Consider the following 25,516-nt stretch of genomic DNA (forward strand, 5'->3'; position numbering starts at 1 on the left):
AATGTTCCAACCAATTCTTTTAGAGGGATGTAGTATGTTAAATCCATCTCCGAGATTATTACCAAAAGTCTCGGATAATGATGGAATAAATGAAGTCTATGGAGTAGCTAGAGCAAGGGAAATGCCTGTTGTATATGTATTTCAATATGAAGATGGTTCAACAACAGTTAAGTATGATATGGAGCATTTATATGGGTATAAACTGTCTAATGCGGCATGCATGACAATTAATGCGTTTTTTCAGCAAATAGTGTATATCTACGGTTTGATGGAATTTCCACCCGGTGCTGAAACTATACATGTCTGTGCTTATCCTAAATATGGTGATATAAGCAACATCCGCCCAGAAGACTCGAACGGAATAGCTAAACCAATATATGATATTGTAATGGATGCGAAAAACTGGAGATGAGAAAGTTTGGAATACTATCTCAAAAACTTTTCATTTTTAATTTTTTTTTGACATCAAACATGGCTTCTGTGTACAATAAATGATTACTATAATTTGTGTTAGAGGATTATGTTTACAACCCCTATAATTACATATTTCTTTTAAATTGATTTAAAACGATATTTTCCAGTGTATTCCAATGTATTCATGAAATAAATGCATATTTGGGATCCGTTAAGTTTATAAATGATCAAATCATAGTATAATTGCACACAAATTCACCGTGAAGGATTTTAAACCATACAGGGGTGAAATATTCCTGGAAATTTTCACGGTTGAGGGTGACTACTGTGTCATCCTCCACTCCTATTGAGAGGGGGGAGTCGTATTGGGAGATGAAAATTCTAAAAAAAGCAATAAAAATGAAATACGATATGCTATTGGAACAGTGAGTTATGGTGTGATACTGACAAATGAAATGTTGATAAAGGGTCTTAAAACCGGCCATGGGGTTATAATTATTAATAAAGATGATTTAAAAAGGATTATGAATAAAACTTTCGGATTTGATGATTTTATAGATGAAATTTCCCGTATAACAGAAATTATGGATTTATGGCAATAATTTCAATTTATTAAAAAAAATAATAAATTGTTTCTATTCAGATCATCAAATCTTCGTTTGTTATCCATTCACGTATTATGTCTATGTATTTTTCTCTGATGCTATAATAAATAATTCCTTTGATATCTTTTGCTTCGATTATGTCTTCTTTACCCAATCCCTTCCTTCTTGCTGTTAATCCTGATTTAACTCCGGCAATCGTTAGACCATCAATTTCTTTGGTGACATTTTCAAACTTGCATTTTGAAATTTTATTCATCATGATGATTACTGATTGTATTGGGGCAGGGTTTTCTTCAGTTTGTGTAATAGAAGCTAAAAATAATTTTTGAAAGGTAGTAGTGTTATCAAGGTAGGATAATAGTTCGTGTTTTTCCCAGGGCCTGTTTTTGGTTTTAAAAGATGTGAATCTGTCTAAACCCGTATTGGGGTCTTTAATTAGTTCAGATATAGTTAATAAATCAATTAACTTATTTTTAATGGTTCTTTCACGTTCAACAATGAATGAATCGTAGTTATCATCTTTAAGGTATTCCAAGGCTTTCTCTGAAATAAAGTGTCGTTGCATTAATTCATTTAACTCTTCATCATTCATCTCTACGCTCTTCAAGTATGTTGATGGTATTTTATTTTTAATTTTTTCGTTAGTTTCATCTAGCAGGAGTGTTCTGTTAACTATACTATCATTAGTAACTTCGAAATAAGTTGAAGTGGCTTTAGGTAAATTTTTAACGTTTTTTGGGAATATGTGGTGGTCATGTATTTTTATTCCTTTAAACGTTCCAGAATCTAAAGGTCGGCCCGTATAAAAGTCAGGGGCTTTATTCAAAGCAAGTAAGCAGAGAACAGTATTGTAAAGTGAAGAACCTTTATTAATACTTGCTAAATCTAATTTTTGGATATCATCGTTATTTACCCGATTTAATCTCCTTATTACTGATTCATCCTGTATTATAAACCATTTTTTAAAATCACGGTAATCTTCAGACATTATACTATCACTTGAACCACTATAATCCCCGGATATTGTTGCATACCAATACCATTTGGAAAGTAAGTCATCAAATAACTGCCTGTCAATATTACTATAATCCTTTTCATATTTCCACATTATGGCTCCCATTACAGGAATCATTGTTTTATTCTGGATGAAATCGTATTTTATTGCTCCAAAATCGTTTTTTCCAATGTTCATTATTCTTTCAACTGCTTTGATGGCATAATGGTAAGCGTTATCCCATAGGTTTTTAAACTCTTTGGAATCTTCAACCAACGTAATTTTACCTATTTCGTCTCTTTTTTTGATTTTCATTTGGGGAATGAGGTAGAAAACATATTTAGATGAGCAATAATCCTGTTTATACAAAGACATAAGTTTTAGAATATATTCATTCATACTCCTATCGACTTTCTTAAGCTCATTTTTGCCTTGTTTTTCCCATAATTTTCTTAATCTAATGCCTTGTGGGAATAAAAAAGCGTTCATTAGGTCAAAAGTAGATAATCTCATTCCTTTTTGGTTAATTTTTGCAAATATCCCACAAATATCCGATAAATCCCTATCCTTTCCTAAAGTGTGTGTAATAAACGAATAATCCATTATACGGTTAATATTTCTGATGTTATCATATAATTTGATAAAATCATCCAAGTTTTCTGGGGTCATTTTTACAAATGTTTCGGCATATCCCTTGGCCCAATCATCAAAATCATTACTCATGAAATCTTTATCATGGAGGAGCCTTAAAGGAAAGATATTTTCGTTAATCCAATCATTTTTTCTATTTTTCACGTCTTCAATAGCCATATAACTTTTAGAAAACTTGTAAAAGATTGCATCTTCATAATTATCATCTATGTATTCATTTAAATCCAAAAAAAACATGTAATAAGTGTTTCGATATGGGAATTTTTTATTAGGTGCGTATAATGCATAATATAATGAAGATAACCTTTGCTGACCATCAAGAATGGCAAAATATGGGTTTTCAGGTTGGTCGGCACCCCATAAAGGATCCCACTCGCCGATGGCTAGTTGCTCTGGGAACTCCCAAAATAGTAAGAGGCCTGTATAATAATCTTGAAAAATAGAAATTAATAAATCAGATACCATTCCCGGATTCCATTCGTATTTTCTCTGGAAATTTGGAATAACATACTCCCCATTCTCAACACCCTTTAATAAATCTCCAACACTTTTAATAGGACTTGGATCTTTAACCATTTGAACCTCTCCCCGTTTACCATAACATGAAGCCAAGGCATCATCATTAATAATATGAAATTGTGGCCATATGCTTAATCTTACGAATTATGAATATAATTAATTTAGTATTATATTTGTTGATCTTCATTCCCTTTTTCATTAACATCATAATAAAATAAAATCTTCATTTAGGAACCTTTAAATTTAGTTTGGGCATATTTATTATTCATAATATGATTTAGAATTATAGAGGGGTAACATGGAGAATCACCTTTTCAATCAGACTCTACTGAAAAAATATTCAAAGAGTTATAATCTGAATCCTACGAAGCATGATTTACTTAAAGAATACATCAGTAAGATTGATCGTGGTGATTTTAAGTCTGAAACTAAAAATTATCTTAATTTTTACGATATTATTCTTAAAGGGATCCTGGGTTATAAACGGGAAGATGTTCTTTTTGATGAGAAGGGCGATGTGGGTACAGGTAGAAGTGAGTTTGTTCTGACATCTAAAGATAAAAAGTTCATGGTTATTGAACTGAAGGGTCAGGGTATTGACCTGGACAAAAGACAAAGTGGTCGTTCTGATAATAAAAGTCCAGTTGAACAGGCTTTCGGATATGCCATCAACACTGGAGATGTTGATTGGATCATGGTGTCCAATTACGATGAATTCAGGCTTTATAATTATTATGAGAAGACTAAATACATATCATTTACTGCAAGGGAACTGTTAGATAAAGAAACGTTTGCTTTTTTCATGCTAGCATTTTCCAGGGAATCCCACATTGAATCGGGTTATATCAATGAGGTTAAAGATGGAACACTGACTGTAGACCGTAAACTGGCCAGCGAATTTTATAAACTCTACAATGAAACCCGTTTGATGTTAATCAAGGAACTAGAAACAGTAAATCAGATGGAAAGATTAGATGCCATCCATTATTCACAATTAATCCTTAACCGTTACATGTTCATTTGTTTTGCAGAAGACACAAACTTATTACCTCCACAAATATCTATCGACACTATATCCACACCCATACAAAAAGGGAACATAAGACATAGGAGTATATGGCAACGACTAAACGAACTATGTCTCGATATAAACGAAGGAAACGAATTCAAAAAGATAAGTGAATACAACGGAGGATTATTCGCTGAAGACCTGGACTTCATCAAGATCAGGGATATAGTTGATGATCAGAGCATCTTTAATGATGTTTATCAAAACTGGAACTTCACTGAATATGAAAAAGACATCACGCACCTATTAGGAACCGCAAAAGACAGAATAAACCCCATATACCGCAACATGCTTACAATATCATCATTTGACTTCTCCACAGAATTAGATGTAAATATCCTTGGCCACATATTCGAGAACAGTATAGGTGACATAGAAGAACTAAAAGAAGACAGTAAGGGCCGCCGTAAAAAAGAAGGAATATTCTACACTCCAGATTATATTACAGATTATATTTGCAGAAACACTATTATTCCATATTTAAGTCAATCTGGAGATAAAAGCACGGTGAAAGATTTAATAGGAGAATACTGGGGTTCCAAAATCGAAGATCTGGATCAAAAGGTTAAAAACATAAAGATAGTTGATCCGGCCTGTGGATCCGGGGCATTTCTAAACAAAGCTGCTGATATATTACTGGAAATACATGAAGCGATACATGAAACGCGTTATAAAGATAAAAAAAGTACTTTAACTCCCTATTTTGATAATATCGGAGAAAGAAGGGAAATTCTACTAAATAATATTTATGGAGTGGACTTAAATGAAGAGTCTACTGAAATTACTAAATTATCTCTATTTTTAAAGGTTAGTAGAAAAGGTTTGAAACTCCCCAACCTCAATGACAACATAAAATGTGGAAACAGCTTGATTGATGATCCCAAATATACAGATAAACCTTTTAAATGGAGAGAAGAATTTCCAGATATATTTCTTGATGGTGGTTTTGATATTGTTATAGGAAATCCACCTTATTTTAATATAAGAACATTAGGTGCAAAATCACCCGAAATGGATTTTATTATGCAGAATTACCCGGAAGTTTACATGGACAAAAGCGACATCCTTTTTTATTTCATTACTAAAGGTATTGAAATATCAAAAAGATATGTAAGTTTCATAGTTTCAAATGCATTTTTATTCGCTGAAAAGGGACAAAAGTTAAGAAATTATATTTTACATCAGACTTCAATTGTAAATATTGTAAATTTTGAAAGATATAAAGTATTTGATGATGCTTCTATCACTACGGCAATTTTTAAGCTTGATAAACTAAAAAATGATAAAAAAACAAAAGTTGTATCCCTAAAAAAATCTAACTATTCAGCAAATACAATAATTGACCTTATAAATGATTCTAATAACTTTTTTGATGTTTCATTTAAGAAGGATGATGTTTTTGCTTTATTAGATGACAATATTGTCAGTTTAAATAAAAAAATAGATAAAAACCATCCCTTATTAGGTCAATTGCTTTTTGTAGGGAAAGGGATGGAAACAGCAGCCAATAAAGTGTTTACATTCAAAGAAATGCCATCATTCCCCTCTGAATTTATAAAAAAGCGTATGAATGGAGATATAATCAGAAGGTATGCTATTGCAAAAGAAAAAGAATATCTATTATACGTAGAAGATCAAGATAATTTTGAGGATTTGCCAAAAGAAGTACAAATACACTTATTAAACAATAAAAAACCCCTCGAAAATAGATTTACAGTTAAAAATGAAGGTAGACCTTGGTGGAAGTACAGTAGAGCTGTGCATAAAAAATATTATAAATTCAACAAAATTTGGAGTCCTTATAGAAGTAAAGAAAATAGATTTGCTTTGGATGAAACTAATGAATTTATAGGCCTCACAAACACATCAGTTATTTTTGGATGTAATGCCGAAATCTCTTTGAAATATATTTTAGCTTTGCTAAACTCTAAATTACTTAATTTTAGATACAAATCTATTGGCAAACAAACTGGAAGTGGAATTTATGAATATTTTGAGTATCAAATAAGTAAATTACCTATTCCGAAAATATCATTTAATGACCAAGAACCTCTGATCAAAAAGGTTGATAGGCTGCTTCAACTGAATAAAGAACTTAATGAAGAATTCACTGGGTTTAAAAACTGGATTCAAAAGGAATTCAGAATAAAACAACTGTCCAAGAAACTTCACACGTATTATAAATTATCAGAAGATCAATTCATTACAGAACTGCGAAAATTGAAGGTTGACACTAAATCCCGGAAGAATAGGGAATATTTGGAACGAGAATTCAGTGAAAGTCTTGCAATAATAAAACCCTTACTCCAAGAAATCGAACAAACAGACAATGAGATTGATCAGATGGTTTACAAGTTATATGGTTTGAATGATGAGGAGATAATAATTATTGAGGATAGTTAAGTTGATATATTAAGTTCAATCATTTGTCCAGGATTTAGGAATCAATGCTTCTCCTTCTCTCCAATTTTCTATAACGCATTTTTCAAACCATTTTTCTCTTATGTAGGCATGATCAGTCATAATGATTTGGAAATTTGGGCTTAAATCATTTATCAATTTTATTGTGGAAATATACATCTGTTTGACGGCTTCTCTATCTTCATCTTTCTCGATTTCTTCAATATCTCCAGTAACATCCCTTTCTGCAGGGAAATAAACTTGTGAAGGCTGATCAATGAATAAAAATCTTGGAACTGGCCGTTTTTTTCTAACAAATAGGGTATGTAGTCCAAAATGAGCTATTAAATGATATCCAACCCAATTTCTTCCACTACCCATATGATTCATTGGGATTGCTCCATTTTTTTCCGTATCTGCAACAATTGTTAGTTTATTATAGTCTAGACGTAGTGGGTTTTCTGAATGTTCGACTTTAAATTCATGTGCCCAATGGTTTAAATACTTTGTTAAGAGGGATGAAATTGAATTAAGATTTTCTTGAATTTTTGCATCGCTTATTTCCAATTTAAGGTTATATATTATGACTTCTAATAATTCAATTTGTTTTTTTAGATTGCTGGTATCTTCAAGATGAGGTAAACTTTCTAAATAAAGGCTAACTCTGCCTAACAAATATGAACGTTTAGCGTTGTGATCACGGATAAAAGCTAACTTTTCATTAGATTTTTGTATTTTATCTAACATTTGTCTGTTAATTTTGAGTTTATTCTTTATATCTTCAATTTGATCTTCTAATTCCCTCATTACTTTTTGCATTTCTGGTGAAATTTCTTCAACTTCACGTATTTGGGAATCTAGTAGCTTTAATGAATTTTTTATACGATCAACTGTCGGGGATTTCTCTGTGATATTGGAATTACATATTGGGCAGACTTTTTGATTAGTAAGATCTTCAAATAATCCAATAGTTCGCAAACGAGTCAAATGAATGTCTGCTCCTGCAGTATAAGCGTTTTGATCAGATTTAAAACTTTTGGCGGTCTCATATTTTGCTTTAGCAAACTCGAGTTCTTGTTTCAAATTATACTGTTCATCTTGCAGTTTTTCAAAAGTTTCACCTTTTGATATAATTTCTTCTTCCATAGAAACTGGAGATTGTTGTAGTTTTTTCAATGCATTAATTGAGTCTGATAGTTTTTCTGGAATTGATTCACGCCATAAGCCAAAGTCTTGAGCTTCTATTAACAATTTTTTTGCTTGATTAGTCCCTTCTCCTTCAATAGCTTCATATTCAGATAAATTTTGCTTTAAAGTTCTCAATTCCCTGCGAGATTTTCTTAATTGTTTCATTTTGGAAACATAATCGTCGTCTACTGCACCAAGGAAGTAAGGTAGAACGTCTTTAATAGCTTGGGCTTTGCCTTGTTCACCTTGATTATGGAATAAGAACTTTTCGCTGCTGATTTCATTTTGGTGTTGAAATGTAAAAAATAGACTATGTCTGATATTTGCAACAAGTTTGTGTCTTGTTTGCCCCTCAACTGGTTCGTGGATGTTTTCTGAAATTCCAGTATGATCGGATAAAATTTTTTTAAGAGTGGAGCGGTTAATAGTTTTTTTCAGTTCTTCATGTTTCTTGATATCTAATTTTTGTTGAATTTCATAGTAAATGTCTTCAGAACTATTTTTAACGCCTTCTGGGAGTTTTCTAGCAATAAAAACTTCACCTTCAGTTACTTTTAAACGAAGTCCAACCCATTGAACTGTTTCACGGATAATACCTTGAGGTATATTACATGATCTACTTCCGAGACAGTAATCAATAATATTTAATAAAGCAGTTTTACCTGTACTACTGGCCCCAGTTATTATATTAAGTTCTCCACATTTAAATGAAATAATACGGTCATGTCCTTTTTTATTATATAAAACTAAATTTAAAATTTGAAAAGTCATGGTCTCACTCCCCAAAGAGCCATTACTGTTTCTGTTGAACCAGCTTTAGCGAACCATCTTCCAACAAGGTTTGAATGCTTAATACAATCTCTTGTTTCACCTTCTAATTCTCTTAAAAATTTATTTACATCAGTCTTGGTCTTCTGCGTTTTTAATCTACCATTTTCATCTAAAAATAGCCACTCATGTAATAATCCAAATAAAATAGATTCTTGAACATATGGTTTGATAGGAGTAATTCTGTCTTGTACAGACAATCTTAAATGTGCATTTTCCCTGATCCAAGCTCCCAATGAAGTCCTAGTTGACCGAGGTAACATTATACGAGTTTTAGCTTGTAATATGATGGGCAGAACAATGAAAGCTAAAGGTAAAGGAAAACCTTCATCTTTAGTAGTGTTGTATCCTATAACAGACGATGTTAAAATTACACAACAAAAAGCAGGATTTAGCAAATTTGCTGCTTCACTTGACCTTTCATTCCACTTTTTCATAATTCACCTAAACAAATAGATTTTTCAATTTGGTTTCAAAATCAGGGTGCCATCCGACCACCCCTTTATCCGAAAGCATATGATAAGAACCCTTACATATTGAAGGGTGGGTTACGCCGGGCCGGATAGGTTCATTTATATGAGTTTCGATCCAATGATACAACGTTCTAGCAGATTTTTTTTTCACTTCTTCAGCAGTTGTTTCTCCGAGCTTTTCTTTCATCCTATCGAAACATACTTTCCATTCATCGACTAAAATATCTTCATATTGTTCTAATTCATCAGGAATAAAAAGATCATCCGTTGCCCAACGTGTTCGGTGTTCAAAAGCCCTATAATAATGTTTAACTGCCAGAAAAATACGATCATTACTTGATTCAATGATTTCAAGCTGTTTTACAAAATTTCTATCCATATATGCGGATTTATTCACTGTAACATTAAGAATAGATCTGTCAATGGGCAAATTATCATCTCTAAACTGTTCCCGAAGCATATCTATTTCCGCATCTATCTCCCAACTGGGAATTGCGTCTTGAGGTTTTGTTAAATGTTCTAAAACTCTCGTAAACCACCACCCTTCAAGTTGATTGAACAAAGGATCCAAATATTTTTTTTTAGTAGCATAACGGATTGTTTTCTTCATTTTGGAACCTATGCTTGAGATTAATGGCGAAGAATCTATAATAAACACCTTATTCAAAAGGATTTCTTTTTGATCAGGTGAGATATTTTTAAAAGCCTCGTAAGCTTTTTGGTTAGTTAAGTTTGTTGATGTTGCAGCAGTCTTGTTTAAACGTTCAATTGCTGTGGTTATTTCACGTTTTTTGATATAATATGCTGTTGAACCTTTGGAGACTTGTTCAGTAGTGATTAGAAAAAAGGTTGTATCTGAATTGAACTCCCCTGAAGTAATTCCTTCGCTCCATATTCTAATGGTTTTCCAAAGATCTGAAGAGGCATCAGTAAGGTTTGCGGAGTTGTTTATACTATGTTTAGTTTGTAATACTTCTTCTGACTCCCCTTGATGAAAAACTACATCGTCCAATGTTTCTATTGAAACTTTAAATTCTTCTTCATCCCTCATTTTTTTAAGACTTTCCCACAAAGCATAACGACATTGATATAAATATCCTTTAAATGAATCTCTAGCAGAAAAAGGAGAAGTATTATTTTCCAAATCATTCACAACCTATTTGATACTGCATATCTATCAAAACTAATAAATTATTACAAATTAAGCTGTAAGAATATATTTCCAAAAGGTTACCCCCATATGATGTTATGCCTAAACATTATTAAAGTTTATTTAGATCAACGATTTAAAGAACTAAAATATAACCTGTGAGGAAAATAACATAGCTTTTTTGTTAATGGATTGAAACTAGTTTAATAAATCAATTTGGACGACGGCACAACTGACATTTCAATTTTTTAGAACTTTCATTATAAATTTTTTTTCTTTCAGATGCAGGAAAGTCTTTTAACAATCTATCTACATGTGTAGGGATATTAGTGACTGCATTACTTGGATCTAATGGGTTTTCAACAAAAGCAATATGGTCTCCTTTTAATTTAGTTATAATGTTTAATGCTTTAACGTCGTTATACCTACTACCAATTTCATGATCACAATTTTCTTGTCGACATATGTTACATCTATCTTCTTTGTAGCAAACAACATTATCATAAGTTCTTCCAGGTAAATGTGCGCATTCAAACGTAGATTTTCCACAAATTGAGCATACACCTGACGCTGTGGCACCTATACTAAACCCTTTGCGAAAATCAGAAAGAATCACTGGACAATCAAGATTTGCAATACCATCCTCACTAACTTCTAATTCACAACCGAAACGCTCATAAACGAAATTCCCCATGCGTAATAGTTCATTTTTATATTTATCTTTGTTATCATGGAGATATGCTTGTCGTAATGAACTTAAAGCGGATCTAATTATAAGTTCAGCATGAGTTTCATCTTCTTCAAGTATCTTTCTAAAACCTTGGTTTATTTCTTCCTGGGCTTTTGAGTAATATTCGGCTGCTTTTTTTGTTCTCTCTTCAGTATACAATGGTACTTGTTGAACTGGATTTTTCAATGATGGTTTGATGGACATATCTGCCTCAAGAGCTTCATAAACTTCTTCTGGCTTACCTTTGATTTTTCTAATTTCCATGTTGCCATCATTGTTTTGATTTACAAAATTTACTGTAATGTTGTATTCTTCATTATTTCCATCTTCACGCTTGATGAATTTGTCATATATCCATGCACCAACGATACCAATTATTAAATCTCGCGTAGGTTCAGCTACCATATACAAATATGGTAAAACAATATCAATTGGTGTAGAATGGAGTACAATTTCTGTTTGCTTTCTACCATCATCATATAAAGATGCGTTTACACCATTTTCGGATAAAATAGTTAAAATTTCTTTTGTTGTGGACAGAAACCGATTTTCTTCCTCATTAAATTCTACCAAAATTTTATTTTCAGGTAAAATGACTAATTCAGACGTTGAATCCTCTAAAATATCCATATTAATATTTTTTTGTTCTTCAAATTCTTTTTTGGCAATTGTTTTTTGAGAATCCACGAAGTTATTGGAATTATCCTCATTTTTCCCTGTCATTTTATCACGTCACAAAAACAAGTAGAAATTTTATTTTATTATTAATAAATATTTTTAATATTATATTCCAAATTAAATTTTCAAAAAGGGCTGATTTTTAAATAATAGCCCGAAATATCTTTCAAATGTAACGATAACTAATATTTTTAATATAATTTTTATTTGAGGATTCTTCACTAAATATGCACCCCCCCTCAATTTTTTTTACACTTTCAATTCAGATATCATTAAAAAAACAATTGAATCTTATTGGAAAAAAACATTATTATCAGAATATTTTATTCTGCATTGTATCTTCGATAAGAGATAACAAGTTTTATATGTTATAATATGGTTATATAAAAACTAGGTGAAGGTAGAACTAAATGTGAAGCCTAAACTGGTTATCTTTTTCCAATTACAAAGGTTATGTCTAAATCATCTTCATTTTTGCTCATGTGATTCCATCCTTGCATGGAAATTTATTTGCTATTCATTTGATATTCCACATCTAACTGGTTTTTATGAATGGATAAAGCTTAACTAAACTCCGAAATTAATTTTCACACATAAAGAAATTAATTTTGCCACATAATTATTCTCCTTATTCATTACTTTTAATGGTTTATACTCAACAAATATTCCCTAAAAATTTGTAAAAGTTCTCCTAAACAGTAGCATTTATATACTTCTTAAGGTCTCTAAAGAGTGTTAGAATGTTACCAATGGCTTCAATGGACCGAAAACTGAGTATATGTTAAGTTGTGTAGATCGTTGAGTGATTGTTAAAAATTGTGTTTTATTTTAAAAAGTAAGTCAAATTCCTGGAAAAAAGCATTTCTAAATAGTTTTAATTCCAAAATTAAACCAAGAACTAATTTATCATGAAAGTGGTCTAACCCCTTTTCGTAATAAAAAATAATGAATTATTATGAGATTGGGATTAAGCTAGTTTAGGAAGATCTATTGAATGAAATTTAACCAAAAAAATCGGCTATTTTCTGTAAATGCTGATAAATAAAAACTTCAAAGGGTGAAAACATGGTAAAAAGCGGTAATAACTCGAATAATGAGAAAAAAGTGTTTAAACCTAATTACATGCTGGTGGAAGAAGCCCACGTTAAAAACTGGGAGGCAGAAATAGAGAAGGGTAAAGACATTGAGAAGTACTGGGCTGAAAAGGCAGAACAGTTTGAATGGTTCCAGAAATGGGATAAAGTCCTGGATGAAAGCCAGAAACCCTTCTACAAATGGTTCACCAATGGAAAAATAAACCTGGCGTACAATGCGGTTGACCGGTGGATACACACTGATAAAAGGAATCAGGTGGCTATTCTCTATGCAAATGAGAGGGGTGATGAGAAAAAACTCACCTACTACGAGCTTTACCGTGAAGTGAATAAAATGGCCAATGCCCTGAAGAATCTGGGCATAGAAAAGGGGGATACAGTTTCCATGTACATGCCCATGTGCCCGGAACTCTTGGTCTCCATGCTGGCCTGTAACAAGATAGGGGCAGTACACAGTGTGGTTTATTCTGGACTGAGTGTGGGTGCATTTGTGGAGCGAATGAACGATGCCAAGGCCAAGGTTCTCATAACTGCCGATGGAACCTTCCGCCGGGGTAAAGTTATTGATCTTAAAAAGATCGCAGACGAGGCCCTATTAAAGTGTCACACCATTGAAACCACCATCGTGGTGCAGCACGCTGGAAACCCCATCCACATGTCTGAATTGAGTGGTAAGGAAATATTCTACGAAACACTACTGGAGGGTGAACCAGATGAATGTCCAGTTGAGGAGATGGACTCTGAAGATCCTCTGTTCATACTTTACACCTCTGGTAGTACTGGAAAACCTAAAGCAGTTCTCCACACCACTGCTGGATACATGGTGGGAGTGGCTACCACCTTAAAAACCGTCTTTGACATCCATAATGGTGACCTCTGGTGGTGTACCGGGGATATTGGCTGGATCACCGGTCACAGCTACCTCATGTACGGGCCACTGCTTCTGGGAACCACCACCCTGGTATACGAAGGAGCACCAGATTATCCTGATCCTGGTATATGGTGGAAGATAGTGGAAAAATACGGGGTAACCAAACTATACACCTCACCCACTGCAGTAAGACACCTCATGCGGTACGGTAGTAAATACCCAACCTTCTATAATCTTTCTTCATTGAAGATTCTGGGTAGTGTGGGTGAACCAATGAATCCTGCCGCCTGGATGTGGTTGTACAAGAACATTGGAAACGAAAAAACACCAATAATGGACACCTGGTGGCAGACTGAGACTGGAATGCACATGATCACTCCACTCCCTGTTTCTCCCCTAAAACCAGGTACACCAACCCTTCCCTTCCCTGGTGTGGATATAGATGTGGTGGATAAAAATGGGAACCCGGTTCCTGTTGGGGAAGATGGTTATGTGGTGGTTAAAAAACCATGGCCTGCCATGTTCAGGACCCTGTATAAAGATGAAGAACGGTTCGTGAATGTTTACTGGAAAGACATCCCTGGAGGATTTTACCGAGCCGGGGACATGGCCCGGAAGGATGAAGATGGTTATATCTGGATACAGGGTCGTTCTGATGATGTACTGAAGATCGCTGGTCACCGGGTGGGAACCTCAGAGGTTGAATCTGCATTTTCATCACACCCTGCTGTGGCTGAAGCAGCAGTAATTGGTAAATCAGACCCAATCAAAGGACAGGTTATAAAAGCATTTGTAATCCTTAAAGAAGATTACAAGTTAACCACCAAACTTATTAGTGAGTTACAAAGACACGTGCGTTACGAACTGGGACCGGTAGCGGTTTTAGGTGACATAACTCAGGTTGACAAGCTACCTAAAACCAGAAGTGGTAAGATCATGCGCAGGGTACTCCGTGCCCAGGAAGAAGGAAAAGATTTGGGAGATTTGTCCACACTGGAAGAATAGGTTGTGGGATTTATTTCCTCAAATCCTTCTTTAAAATCAATATCTCTAAATAATCCTACAAATCTTTTTTTTATCTTATTTTTATTTTTTTCCTAAACGTCTCTTTAGTTGAAAATTGACATGGGGGGGGCTGGTATTGGGTTATAACTTATAACTTATTAGATATAACTTATAACTTATCATAATATATTTCAGTCACAGAATATAGTTCCAGTCGGGCAATATAGTCTAGCAAATATAAGCTGGCAAATAATATAGGCGAAATATAATTCCAGTCTAAGTATAACGTCCTCTACCCTCTATTTCCTCAATTTTAGCCACTATTTGCTGGTAATCCTGGGCACCTTCGTATCCTTTGATTATGGAATCAAAACATTCCTGGCTGATATCATGGTGAATCCCATTAATGGCCTTTTTAAACACCAGAAGATCCACTCCCTTATCTTCAACCAGATTAGATATTTTACCCAGACCAAAATCAATGAACACCACACAATCCTCATCTTCACTGAGTATGAGGTTGCTGGTGGTGAGGTCCCCGTGTATTATACCACAGTCATGGAGTCTGGCTAGATTTTCACCAATTATCCTGGAAATGGTCTTTATTTCGGATAAATCAAGGGAATTTTTCCCGCTGAAAAGCTCCTTAACCTCGGTTCCATTAATTTGCTCCATGGTAAGGGCACTTTCATTTAAATCCACATCAAAAATTAGGGGGGTAACCACTCCGCAGCGTTTGGCTTCTCCCAGGAGTTTAGCCTCATTCTTGGTTCTCTTCCGGCGAAGGTGCGTATCTATCTCCTTGATTCGGTAACCCTTAACCACCCTCTTTTTTACCAGGACTTCTTCACCAAGGTACTGGTCGCTGTAGATATTGGCCTCAGCACCCTTGGCCACCATTTCAGCCGGGAGTTCCAGTTTCCGGGCTGATTTTTTCATCCAGGGCACATCCACCTGGTCAGTGCGGTATCTCTGTATAACCTGGGTGTCAGTGATGTCATTTTTTCTACCTTGCTGGTTTTTTAAACCCTTCTGATGCATTAACAATCCCAGCCAGGCATTCATGGCCCCATTATCTCCACAGTACCTCATTTCGGGCATGAAAAAATCAGCGTAATGTTCCTGGGTCATGACTTCCAGCATCTGTCTCAGACGCTGGTTGGCTGCCACTCCACCCACCAGGAGAACTTCTGATTTTTTAGAATGGGCCAGTGCCCGTTCAGTTACCTCCACCAGCATGGCGAATGCAGTCTCCTGAAGACTGTAACAAACATCTTCCAGACGAGCTCCAGATTCGTATTTGCGGATGGCAGCGGTGAGTAAACCAGAGAACGACAGGTCCATCCCCTTCACAGTGTAGGGTAATTTCAGGTAATTGTCCGATGTCAATGCCAGTTCCTCTACCCTGGGGCCCCCTGGGTGTCCCAGGCCAACAGTACGGGCGAACTGGTCCAGGCAGTTTCCGATGGCAATGTCCAGGGTTTCCCCGAATATTTGGTAGCGTCCTGAGTCAAAAGCAGTTACCTGGGTGTTTCCTCCACTCACATACAGTGTAAGGGGGTCCTGACAGCCGGTGGTCAGTCTTCCAATTTCTATATGTCCTATGCAGTGGTTCACACCCACAATTGGCACATTCAGAGAAAGGGCCAGGCTACGGGCAGCAGTGGCCACAGTACGCAGGGCAGGACCCAGACCAGGGCCGCGTGCAAAGGCTACCATGTCCAGATCCGTCAGACCTAAATCTGCTTCTTCCAGGGATTTTTTTATCAGGGGGACCAGATTCTGGGCATGGTGCTCGGCTGCTTCACGGGGATGAATTCCGCCTTTTTCTGGGAGGAGTGCTCGGCCCTGCAGGGCCAGTATGTTCCCTTCAGAGTCCACAATTCCCACACCAGTTTTTTCTGCTGTTCCCTCTAAACCTATACATATCAACTATATCACACTCTAAACTACCATATATCGCGAAATTTACACATTAAAGAGGTTTCCTTTTAAAGATAATAAGATTAGCTTTTCATTAACTTTCCAGATGAATTACTAAACATTTCTTAATATCTCTTTTTTCTCCTTATTTTATTTTTCACAGGAATTATGTAAACCATGACCTGTGCTGTTTTTCACCGGAAATTTATTTTTTCTGAAAAATTTATTTTTATATAGAACCTCACCCTACTTTATAGTCAGATAAAATTTAAGTTCTAAAAAAATCAGTGTGCAATTAGTTAAGTTGTAATTTTTTTATATTATTTTAAAAGAGGAATTTATATGGATAAATCTGGTATGGATAAATCTGTTAGGAGTTTCGGTTCACAAGATAAACTCCGTAAACTGGAGAATAAAGATTCATTATTTTTATGTGTCATTGCTACCACTTTAACTTCACGAATACCTGGAATAACCGGTGCGGGAGCATCACCTGAATTAACTGATTACACCCCTGCGGCAGATGTGGAGTTAATTGCCCATGGTGCCCCTAAGTGTCTTCCGGAAATACCTCAAACTGTGGTGGATGGGGGAGCAGCACCCACCCCTGCAGTGATTACAAAAGCCTCACTTGAAATGGCTGATATCCCATTCCTGGTTGCTGATGCAGGATCAGCTGTTAAACCTGGACTTCCTTACGTGAATATAAACGATAAACAGGGAGAGAATATTGTCACCGGTAAAGCCGTTAGTAATCCTCTGGAAATATTTAATAAGGGGATTATACTGGGGAAAACCCTTTCCAAACTCACTGATCACCTGGTAATTGGTGAAAGCACCCCTGCAGGAACCACCACAGCCCTGGGTGTTCTGGAAGCCATGGGCTATGAAGCCTGGGGGAAAATCAGTGGCAGCACACCAGAAAACCCCCACTCACTGAAACGTCAAACAGTGGAACAGGGATTGGAAACTGCGGGTTTGGCCAGTGAAATCCCACTGGATCCCTTTCAGGCAGTGGGAACAGTTGGTGATCCCATGATCCCTGCGGTGGCTGGAATAACAGCAGGCAGCACAGTACCGGTTACATTAGCTGGTGGGACCCAGATGACTGCAGTGTGTGCATTCCTCAAGGAAGCAGTGGAAAATTTTGATTTTCAGGATGTTTCCATAGCTACCACCATTTTTGTGGCCACTGATGAAACTGCGGACATCAATTACATAGCCCGACAGATCGCACCCATAGACATATTCGCAGTTGATCCCGGATTTGAAAAATCCGAAAACCAGGGACTTCAAAAGTACACCCAGGGTGCAGTGAAAGAAGGTGCCGGTGCGGGAGGGGCAATGTTCGCTGCTCAGCTTAAGGGTGTTCACATTGATGATATAAGGTTAAAAACCGAGGAATTATGTCGGGAAATTTTTTAACATAGGTTAAATTTAACCTCACGGGTTGGATTGTATTTTTTAAAAAAAATTCAATTCTTCATTATTATACATTAAAACCATAAGATAGGCATATAAAATGGGAAACAATGATAATAAATCAAGGAATAATTTCAGGTACTTGAAACTATCCTATAACCTCACTGAGGACACACCAGTTCACCCCGACCTGACTAAAATAAAAATAACCCCCAAAACCCAGATTAATGAGGGAGCAGATTACAATACTTCAGTTATAACTGTTGAAAATCATTCCGGGACCCATGTGGATGCACCAGCTCATTTCCTGAAAAATGGACGTCCCATATTTACCTATGATCCCGATGAACTGATTTTTCACAAACCAATTGTTTTGGAATGTCTTAAAAGGCCAGATGAGATTATAAATCCAGAAGATCTGGCCCCACTCCTTAGAAACTTTGAAGATCATGATTTGGATTTTGACTGTGTCTTAATACGCACTGGATTTGGAAAGTATCGTGAAAAAGACCCTGAAATGTACCTGACTAAGAATCCAGGAGTGGCACCAGAAACTGCTAATTATCTCCGCCGCAAACTCCCTAAACTGAAATGTCTGGCCATAGACACAGTTTCAATGTCCAGGTATGGTAGGATGCAGGAAATGATTGACCTTCACCAGACTGCCTTCCGAACACAGGAGGATCTGGGTAAACCCCTCCTTTTTGTGGAGGATCTGAATTTACGGGCCATAGAGCAGGGCATGATTTTGGATGAATTGATGGTTATTCCATGGCAGGTTGAGGGAATTGACAGTGCTCCCTGTACTGTACTGGTTAAAATCAGATTATAATCATTAATTTAATCATAATTTTTTTCTAAATTATTTATTTATAAACATAAAATAAGATTAAAAATAGAATAGGAGATCTATTCATTTAAAAAATTAAAATGCTAATTTTTATTTCTTTACAGGAAAAAATGGTGAAGAAGGGGATTTAAAAATCCTTATACCCATACCATTGAAATTATAATGGTCAGTGCACCTACAATCCAGCAGTAAATAGCAAATATGTTCAGGCTGTGTTTTTGGATGTAGCCCATCATGAATTTAACTGCCAGGTAACTGAAGATAGCTGCTGATAAGAATCCAGCAATTAGAACTTCCAGGTTTGCATCAAAACTAACAATGTCCTTGGCCTGTATTAGCGCCGCACCAAGTATGGCTGGTATGGAGAGTAAGAAGCTGTAACGTGCAGCTAGTTTTCTCTCCAGTCCGGAGAATAATCCTGCGGCAATGGTGGATCCTGATCTGGATATCCCGGGTGCAATGGCAAATCCCTGGAAAAGTCCAATAACCAGTGAATTGGTAAAGCTAACTTCTTTAACATCTTTACCTTTTTTATCCTTGTTTTTCTTTGCTATCCATTCTGAACCCCACAGGATGACTCCAGTTATAAGGAGGAAAAAACCAACTGCTGTAACGGAGTTGAAAAGGCTTTCGAACTCACTTTTAAACAGTACTCCCATTAAACCCGCCGGAATGGTACCTACCACTACCAGCCAGGTTAATCTTTTAAATGGATCTTCCTTCACACCTTCTTTGAAGTTCCCTCTGGGAATATCACGAAGACTGGCTACTAATGCTTTTATCATGGATGTGATATCTTTCCAGAAGTATCCTATCACTGCTACCAGAGTACCTACGTGTAAGAGGGTGTCAAATGCCAGACTGGATTGTGTGCCCAGTAACTGAGGGGCTATGACCAGGTGGGCTGAACTGCTCACTGGCAGGAATTCAGTTAATCCTTGCACTGCACCCATTATTATTGCTTGAATAATATCCATAATAACTTCTCCAAATTTTTACTACGATGCCAATTTAATATTTTACCTATGGTCTCTTATTTTTTATTTTTCACTTCTATTATGCCTTAATTTAGTATAGTTAAAAGGTAATCTGAAGGTAATTAATACGTTTAGCCGGTATTTAAAACATGTGATTATAAGTTATAAGTTGTAAGATATAAGTTCTAACTTATAACTTATAACAACAGATACATGAATAATCTACTTACCTTCAATTGAATATTAATTTTAACTTAAAATAAGCTTATTCCAGGATTTACCCCTATTTATCTATTATTTCCCCATAAATTACACCCAAATTCGCTTGACCATTCACTTAAAATTATTATAATTTTAATAAATTGAACTTTGGGAAACTATCTAAAACCAAAAAAATGGCTAAAACAGGATAGCGAGCGATGGAACTAAAAACTGTAAATTAAAAATAGAAGTTGACTATTAAAAATAAAAATTTAAAAAAAAGTATTTTTTAAGTTGGGTTTTCAGATTAAATTGATTTTTGAAGAATTATTCTAGAAACTCTTTAAGTTAAACAAAAGTTAACCAACCATACTTATCCTCTGCATTACCCTCTAAAATTGCGAAGAAATCGTCCTGTAATTTTTTCGTAATTTCTCCCCGCTTACCATTACCTACAGTTATGCGGTCAACCGATCTTATGGGACTTATTTCGGCTGCAGTACCGGTTAAAAAGAGTTCATCGGCTACGTAAAGCATTTCCCGGGGTATTTCTTCTTCTTTAACTTCCAAATCCATGTCTCTGGCCAGGGTGATTACAGAATTCCTGGTAATACCGTCCAGCAATGAAGAAGCACGGGGTGGTGTGTGCAGGACTCCGTCCTTTACAATGAATATGTTTTCTCCACTACCTTCACTGACCATTCCCTGGTAGTCCAGCATTATAGCTTCATCATAATTATTGGACACGGCTTCCATTTTGGCCAGCTGGCTGTTCATGTAGTTAGAACCGGCTTTGGCCATGTTGGGCATGGTGTTGGGAGCCATACGGCGCCAGGTAGAAACACCAACATCCACTCCATTTTCCAGAGCCTCTTCTCCCAGGTATTTTCCCCAGGCCCAGACAGCGATAATGGATTCCACCGGGCAGTTCAGGGGATAAACTCCCAGTTCAGCATAACCTCGGAATATAGCAGGACGAATATAGCACGCATCCAGCTGGTTAATCTTGATGGTATCCAGGATAGCCTGACAGAAGTCTTCCTGAGAGTAGGGTATTTCCATTCGATAGATTTTAGCGGAGTTGTAGAGGCGTTGAACATGTTCTTTTAAGCGGAACACTGCCGGACCTTTTTTAGTATTATAACACCTTATTCCCTCAAAAACACTGGATCCGTAGTGAACTACGTGTGATAATGCATGAATGTTTGCTTCCTTCCAATCAACTAATTCTCCATTGAACCATATTTTTCCTGACTCGTCAAAGGCCATGTTATCCCTCAAAAATTAAATAATGATCTTATCCAGAATCTATTGGTTACACTAGTTTATTAAATTATATTTACCAACTATTTGCCGGTAATAATCCTGTAGCTATATTTTCATAAATGGTTAAATTTTCCTGGGGCTTGTAATTGACCGGTTATGTAATTGAATTGATATATTATTTCAAATTTAACTTAGTTTATTCAGAATCAATTTTATTTCAAGTTTAACCACTTATTTCAAATTCAACAATCGATTTAATTTTGAGTATCGTTAAACTAAACTCTCTATGGTGGATTTAAGAAGGTTATGGTGTTTAATTAAAGTCCTAGATTATCATCTTTTTACAAATCCATTTTCATACTGGCAACCAACCATCTTGGAAAACTTTATATAACTTCCCTACCAAACCATGGAAGTACCTAGTATGGGCCGGTGGTCTAGGGGTATGATACCTCGCTTACAACGAGGTGATCAGGAGTTCGAATCTCCTCCGGCCCATTTTTAAATCATTTAATAAATCCGTATTTGTTATTTTAAGATTAATAAGAAGCTTAAATCATATTTGAAATCTTATTACAGCTGGGCCGGTGGTCTAGGGGTATGATACCTCGCTCACACCGAGGTGATCAGGAGTTCGAATCTCCTCCGGCCCATTCCATCTACTCCAATGGCATGAACTTTTTTAAATTTTTGGAATGAATTAATCAGATTAAAGATACAGTTGAATAGGTACAAGCAAAAGTGTTTAACTTTCAGATTATCGTGCGTCTTTTAATGAATCTTTGCAGTTGAAATCATTCCGTATATTGGGCCACTTTTAGATCAAGTATTTGGATTTCCTGGTGGTCTTGGTTGGATCACATTGGTCACTTTTGTTGAATCACTTTGTTGAATCAGTTTTGTTGAATCAGTTTTGTTGAATATCTTACCTTAGTTTTGTAATTTTTCTCTTAATGCTTCTGTTACTGTTTGTAAATCTATAAAATCAGATTCTTAAATGGTTAAAATGAAATCAATCGTTAAAATCTAAAAAAATGGATTAAAAAGTTTAAAAAAATGGACTTATCTAAAAAAAGGAAGTTTACGTGACTACGATCATGATAACGTAGATCACCAGGGAAACAAAGAATACGATTGTTCCTTTACTGAGAGTGGTGGTCACGTCACGCTCCACAGCCATCACCAGTCCATAGGATAAGACTGCGGAAATTAATATTTTCGTGACTCCTAAAATAGCAGTATTGGTGTATCCCATACTGATTACGTAGGTTATAAGGGATGAAAGCAGGAATACAATTATTATCAGGGATATTGTATTGGTTAAGAGGGGTTTAAGACCGGGTGCCTCTGGCATGGAGAATGATCTTGATTTGTTGGATCGATCTAAACTTCCCTTTCCCCTGCTGAAGAAACCGGAAGAGGGTGATGTCTTTGGAAACGACGATGCAGTGCTTGATGAAGGTGTGTAATCTTCGACTACCTCTGGATTTCCCCCACCTTCTCCTTCGTCTTCATCGTATACTTGGACTCCACTATAATCCTCATGCTGGGTGGAAAATTTTTTGGCCAGTGCTACTAACCCATCTTTATCTATGGTTTTGATGTTCCTGCGGTCAGCGTAGTTTACTGCACTTTTGGTAAAGTACGAGGTGGTTACCACCACGATCTTGGAGGCTTTCAGGGTTTTTCCCACCATTTCCATCTCCTTCAAAACGTCAAGACCTACTTCCCATCGGTCATCATAGTTTTTACAGGCTACAACCACCCCAATATCTCCGAGGATGGTGGGTAGAACTCCGTAGATGTCAATGATGTGTCGGGAAGTCTGGAAGTTACGGTAGACCTTGAAGCCTGATTCTTCCATTATCCTTGCCATGAATTTGACTAATCTGTTTTTATCCACTTCCCCCACCTTCAAACAGTGATGATATAACATCACCCCATAGTTTCTTTATTTACTAGATGATAATATTTGTTTTTTATTTCTTTATACTTAAAACTGTTCCCCTCACCAACTGGTTACTGCCGCGCAAACTATTTAGATGTTGAGGTATAAATTTGCTTTTATGACCATTCTCATCACTAATGATGATGGAGTTAACTCCTCAGGAATCATCGCTGCTAAAAAAGCAGCAGAAAAACTGGACCAAACACTGGTAGTTGCCCCGGCCACTCAACAAAGTGGAATTGGCCATGCATTAACCCTTTTTGAACCGATTAGAGTTACAGCTACAACTATGAATGATGGTAGTGAGGCCCATATGGTTTCTGGAACCCCCACGGATGCGTTAATTATTGGTATCTTTCAAATCGCTGATGAAAAGCCGGATTTAGTTATATCTGGAATTAATATTGGTGAAAACCTGGGAAAATCAGAGTTAACCACTTCTGGAACAATTGGAGCTGCCATGGAGGCAGCAGTTAACGGTATCCCCGCACTTTCAGTTTCAATGCAAGTTACTCGGGGAGATATCAAGTTTCATGATGGTCACGTGGATCTGGACTTTTCCCATGCTCAGAAGATGACGGAGAGGGTTGCCAGGATGATCTTAAAGAAAGGGTTGCCAGAAGGGGTTGATTTTTTAAACCTGAATATTCCATCCCACCCTGAAAGCGATCGTATACGGCTCACCCGTTTAGGTGAGAGAATGTATCGGGTGCATATTACCGAACGCCTGGATCCCCGGGGAAGACCATACTACTGGATTGATGGTGATTCTGTAGAGGATGATGAGGAGGGTACCGATGTCCATACTCTTAAGCGTGAAAGATGTGCAACTTTAACTCCCATTTCTCTGGATGCAACAGCTCCCCTGGAATTGATGGATGGATGGATGGAATAAAATTTAACTTTTTTAATATTTCGAGGATTTAAATTTTTTTGAGGATTAATTATCTTTTATTTTTAAAAATAGGGCTTAAGAGAGGTTTCATATTTTTCTACAGTAGATAAAATTCAGCTAAAATCCGGATAATTTCAAGGTATTATACTGAGTATTAGGATATTATGCTGGGTATTAATGGATTATACTGAGTTTTAAGGTTATATGCTGAGAATATTTTCTACAGTAGAAAATAAATTGTTGTGCTTCTCCAGCTGGAACAATACTATTCAAGGAATAAATTCTACAGTAGACTTACTTTTAAGGTGCCATAATCTTATTTTTCGTGCGTTAAAAGTTGAAAATGTCACTATTCTGGTTTGGAGTGTACTCCAATTCCCAGTATATCATCTGCACCTTCAAAAACAGCCTTAGCAATCTGGGCGCTTCCCACGGAACCAGATGTCGGGGGTAGCATTACCACTTCTCCAATGTCTTCCACTTCATCCTGCAGTGAACCGAAAAAATCAAATGGTTCCTGCATGGATCCCACCGAACCCGTTAGTACCACTCCCTCTATTTCATTATTGGCGATTCCTGCCAGTCCCCATATTTCCATGACAATAGTCATGAGCATGGTTTCCAGGGCCAGCTCGGCCTGGGGGTCTTTTTCCTGGTATCGTTTCAGGAGAACGTCCTTGGCGTGGGCCACCTTTTCATCAATACCAGCCACTTTAACTGCACCTGCACGGGAAAAACACTGGTTAGCAGTGCGTAATCCTTCATCAACATCACGAATCATCTTCAAATCCAGGGGCCCGTGAACAATTCCCATGGAACCAAGACAGGCATCCACCGCCCCCCTGATTTTCCCATTTTCCAGGAGAAGACTCACGGTGTTGGAGCTGATATCCGATACAATGAAGTGCTCATATCCAGTTTCCAGATGGGCATTGTAACATATACTCACCTTTTCTGCACTGGCGTGATGAGAATACGCAGCTTTGAACCTAGGATCCATGGAAGGGGTGTTCTGGTGTAGTCCAGGTATTAAAACAGTGGGAATTCCTGAATTTTCAATCTCCTCATAAACAGCGGTACCACCACCGGTAACCTTTCCTGCTCCTTCAATGGAGAGAATACCCCTATTTTTCACATGTTCAAGGGGTGTTATTTTGTTTATACCGTCACCCATGGCGTAGGTAATGGCCATCAGCTGGATTGAATCCAGATCAACTATCCTGGAAAGTTCTTCCATTGCGGAAACCTCACCAGCGGAGAGTTCATCCCGTCCTATCTTGAGATGTTCTGGTTCTGGTTCTAAAACTGTAAAAGAAACACCTGTGGTTCCGTGATCCATTCCTACAAATACCATTTTTAGTTCAC

At 36.5% G+C, this 25,516-nt stretch carries 17 protein-coding genes and 2 tRNA genes; 9 read left to right on the top strand and 10 right to left on the bottom strand.

From position 1 onward, the window contains the following. The first annotated feature begins 1 nt into the window (after nt 1). Nucleotides 2-412 (top strand): hypothetical protein, encoded by a 411-nt coding sequence (locus tag A994_RS01590; protein ID WP_004029506.1) that lies wholly within the window; start codon nt 2-4, stop codon nt 410-412. A 367-nt stretch (nt 413-779) separates the two neighbouring features. Beyond that, complete coding sequence (locus A994_RS01595) at nt 780-1,016, top strand: hypothetical protein (RefSeq protein WP_004029507.1); 237 nt, start codon at nt 780-782, stop codon at nt 1,014-1,016. A 37-nt stretch (nt 1,017-1,053) separates the two neighbouring features. Here the strand turns inward: A994_RS01595 and A994_RS01600 are convergent, their stop codons facing one another. Beyond that, the gene (locus A994_RS01600; protein WP_004029508.1) at nt 1,054-3,240 is read right to left on the bottom strand and encodes a DUF262 domain-containing protein; all 2,187 of its coding nucleotides are present in this window, start codon (nt 3,238-3,240) and stop codon (nt 1,054-1,056) included. A gap of 241 nt (nt 3,241-3,481) precedes the next feature. On the opposite strand from A994_RS01600, the gene A994_RS01605 reads away from it, so the two are divergent. Further along, entirely contained in the window at nt 3,482-6,655 is a 3,174-nt protein-coding gene (locus A994_RS01605; protein WP_004029509.1) for an Eco57I restriction-modification methylase domain-containing protein, read from the top strand. Nucleotides 6,656-6,670: 15 nt separating this feature from the next. On the opposite strand, the gene A994_RS01610 is transcribed toward A994_RS01605, so the two are convergent. The 4 genes from A994_RS01610 to A994_RS01625 form a co-directional block, all read right to left on the bottom strand. Then, on the bottom strand, nt 6,671-8,611 hold the full coding sequence (locus A994_RS01610) for a DUF3732 domain-containing protein (RefSeq protein WP_004029510.1): 1,941 nt from the start codon (nt 8,609-8,611) through the stop codon (nt 6,671-6,673). Beyond that, on the bottom strand, nt 8,608-9,105 hold the full coding sequence (locus tag A994_RS01615; protein WP_004029511.1) for a three component ABC system middle component: 498 nt from the start codon (nt 9,103-9,105) through the stop codon (nt 8,608-8,610). The genes A994_RS01610 and A994_RS01615 overlap by 4 nt, the downstream gene beginning before the upstream one ends. Before the next feature lie 7 nt (nt 9,106-9,112). Next, nucleotides 9,113-10,285 carry an ABC-three component system protein gene (locus A994_RS01620; protein WP_004029512.1) on the bottom strand — a complete coding sequence of 391 codons (1,173 nt, stop codon included), beginning with the start codon at nt 10,283-10,285 and terminating at the stop codon, nt 9,113-9,115. A gap of 217 nt (nt 10,286-10,502) precedes the next feature. Continuing rightward, the gene (locus A994_RS01625) at nt 10,503-11,744 is read right to left on the bottom strand and encodes a hypothetical protein (RefSeq protein WP_004029513.1); all 1,242 of its coding nucleotides are present in this window, start codon (nt 11,742-11,744) and stop codon (nt 10,503-10,505) included. Nucleotides 11,745-12,764: 1,020 nt separating this feature from the next. On the opposite strand from A994_RS01625, the gene acs reads away from it, so the two are divergent. Beyond that, nucleotides 12,765-14,669 carry an acetate--CoA ligase gene (gene acs / locus A994_RS01630; protein WP_004029514.1) on the top strand — a complete coding sequence of 635 codons (1,905 nt, stop codon included), beginning with the start codon at nt 12,765-12,767 and terminating at the stop codon, nt 14,667-14,669. Nucleotides 14,670-14,945: 276 nt separating this feature from the next. Here the strand turns inward: acs and A994_RS01635 are convergent, their stop codons facing one another. Then, complete coding sequence (locus A994_RS01635) at nt 14,946-16,601, bottom strand: bifunctional N(6)-L-threonylcarbamoyladenine synthase/serine/threonine protein kinase (protein WP_004029515.1); 1,656 nt, start codon at nt 16,599-16,601, stop codon at nt 14,946-14,948. A 348-nt stretch (nt 16,602-16,949) separates the two neighbouring features. Here A994_RS01635 and cobT point away from each other — a divergent pair, with 348 nt between their 5' ends. Together cobT and A994_RS01645 are read left to right on the top strand one after the other, a co-directional pair. Next, the gene (gene cobT, locus A994_RS01640; protein ID WP_048204027.1) at nt 16,950-18,017 is read left to right on the top strand and encodes a nicotinate mononucleotide-dependent phosphoribosyltransferase CobT; all 1,068 of its coding nucleotides are present in this window, start codon (nt 16,950-16,952) and stop codon (nt 18,015-18,017) included. Nucleotides 18,018-18,114: 97 nt separating this feature from the next. Next, on the top strand, nt 18,115-18,846 hold the full coding sequence (locus A994_RS01645) for a cyclase family protein (protein ID WP_004029518.1): 732 nt from the start codon (nt 18,115-18,117) through the stop codon (nt 18,844-18,846). Between the two features lie 155 nt (nt 18,847-19,001). On the opposite strand, the gene uppP is transcribed toward A994_RS01645, so the two are convergent. Both uppP and ilvE read right to left on the bottom strand, forming a co-directional pair. Further along, nucleotides 19,002-19,841: an undecaprenyl-diphosphatase UppP gene (gene uppP, locus A994_RS01650; protein ID WP_004029519.1), complete on the bottom strand. Its 840-nt coding sequence runs from the start codon at nt 19,839-19,841 to the stop codon at nt 19,002-19,004. Nucleotides 19,842-20,390: 549 nt separating this feature from the next. Beyond that, entirely contained in the window at nt 20,391-21,311 is a 921-nt protein-coding gene (ilvE, locus tag A994_RS01655; RefSeq protein WP_004029520.1) for a branched-chain-amino-acid transaminase, read from the bottom strand. A gap of 423 nt (nt 21,312-21,734) precedes the next feature. Between ilvE and A994_RS01660 the strand changes: the two genes are divergently transcribed. Beyond that, nucleotides 21,735-21,806: transfer RNA gene (locus tag A994_RS01660), tRNA-Val, on the top strand. Between the two features lie 83 nt (nt 21,807-21,889). Beyond that, nucleotides 21,890-21,961: transfer RNA gene (locus tag A994_RS01665), tRNA-Val, on the top strand. A gap of 428 nt (nt 21,962-22,389) precedes the next feature. Here A994_RS01665 and A994_RS01670 read toward each other — a convergent pair. Then, nucleotides 22,390-23,244 carry a restriction endonuclease gene (locus A994_RS01670; RefSeq protein ID WP_052309300.1) on the bottom strand — a complete coding sequence of 285 codons (855 nt, stop codon included), beginning with the start codon at nt 23,242-23,244 and terminating at the stop codon, nt 22,390-22,392. A gap of 130 nt (nt 23,245-23,374) precedes the next feature. Here A994_RS01670 and surE point away from each other — a divergent pair, with 130 nt between their 5' ends. Beyond that, on the top strand, nt 23,375-24,151 hold the full coding sequence (surE, locus tag A994_RS01675; RefSeq protein WP_004029522.1) for a 5'/3'-nucleotidase SurE: 777 nt from the start codon (nt 23,375-23,377) through the stop codon (nt 24,149-24,151). A 349-nt stretch (nt 24,152-24,500) separates the two neighbouring features. On the opposite strand, the gene A994_RS01680 is transcribed toward surE, so the two are convergent. Continuing rightward, nucleotides 24,501-25,505, bottom strand: coding sequence for a methanogenesis marker 12 protein (locus A994_RS01680; protein WP_004029523.1), 1,005 nt, complete (start codon nt 25,503-25,505; stop codon nt 24,501-24,503). Nucleotides 25,506-25,516: the final 11 nt, after the last annotated feature.

Origin of the sequence: Methanobacterium formicicum DSM 3637, assembly GCF_000302455.1 — an archaeon.
GTDB lineage: Archaea > Methanobacteriota > Methanobacteria > Methanobacteriales > Methanobacteriaceae > Methanobacterium > Methanobacterium formicicum_A.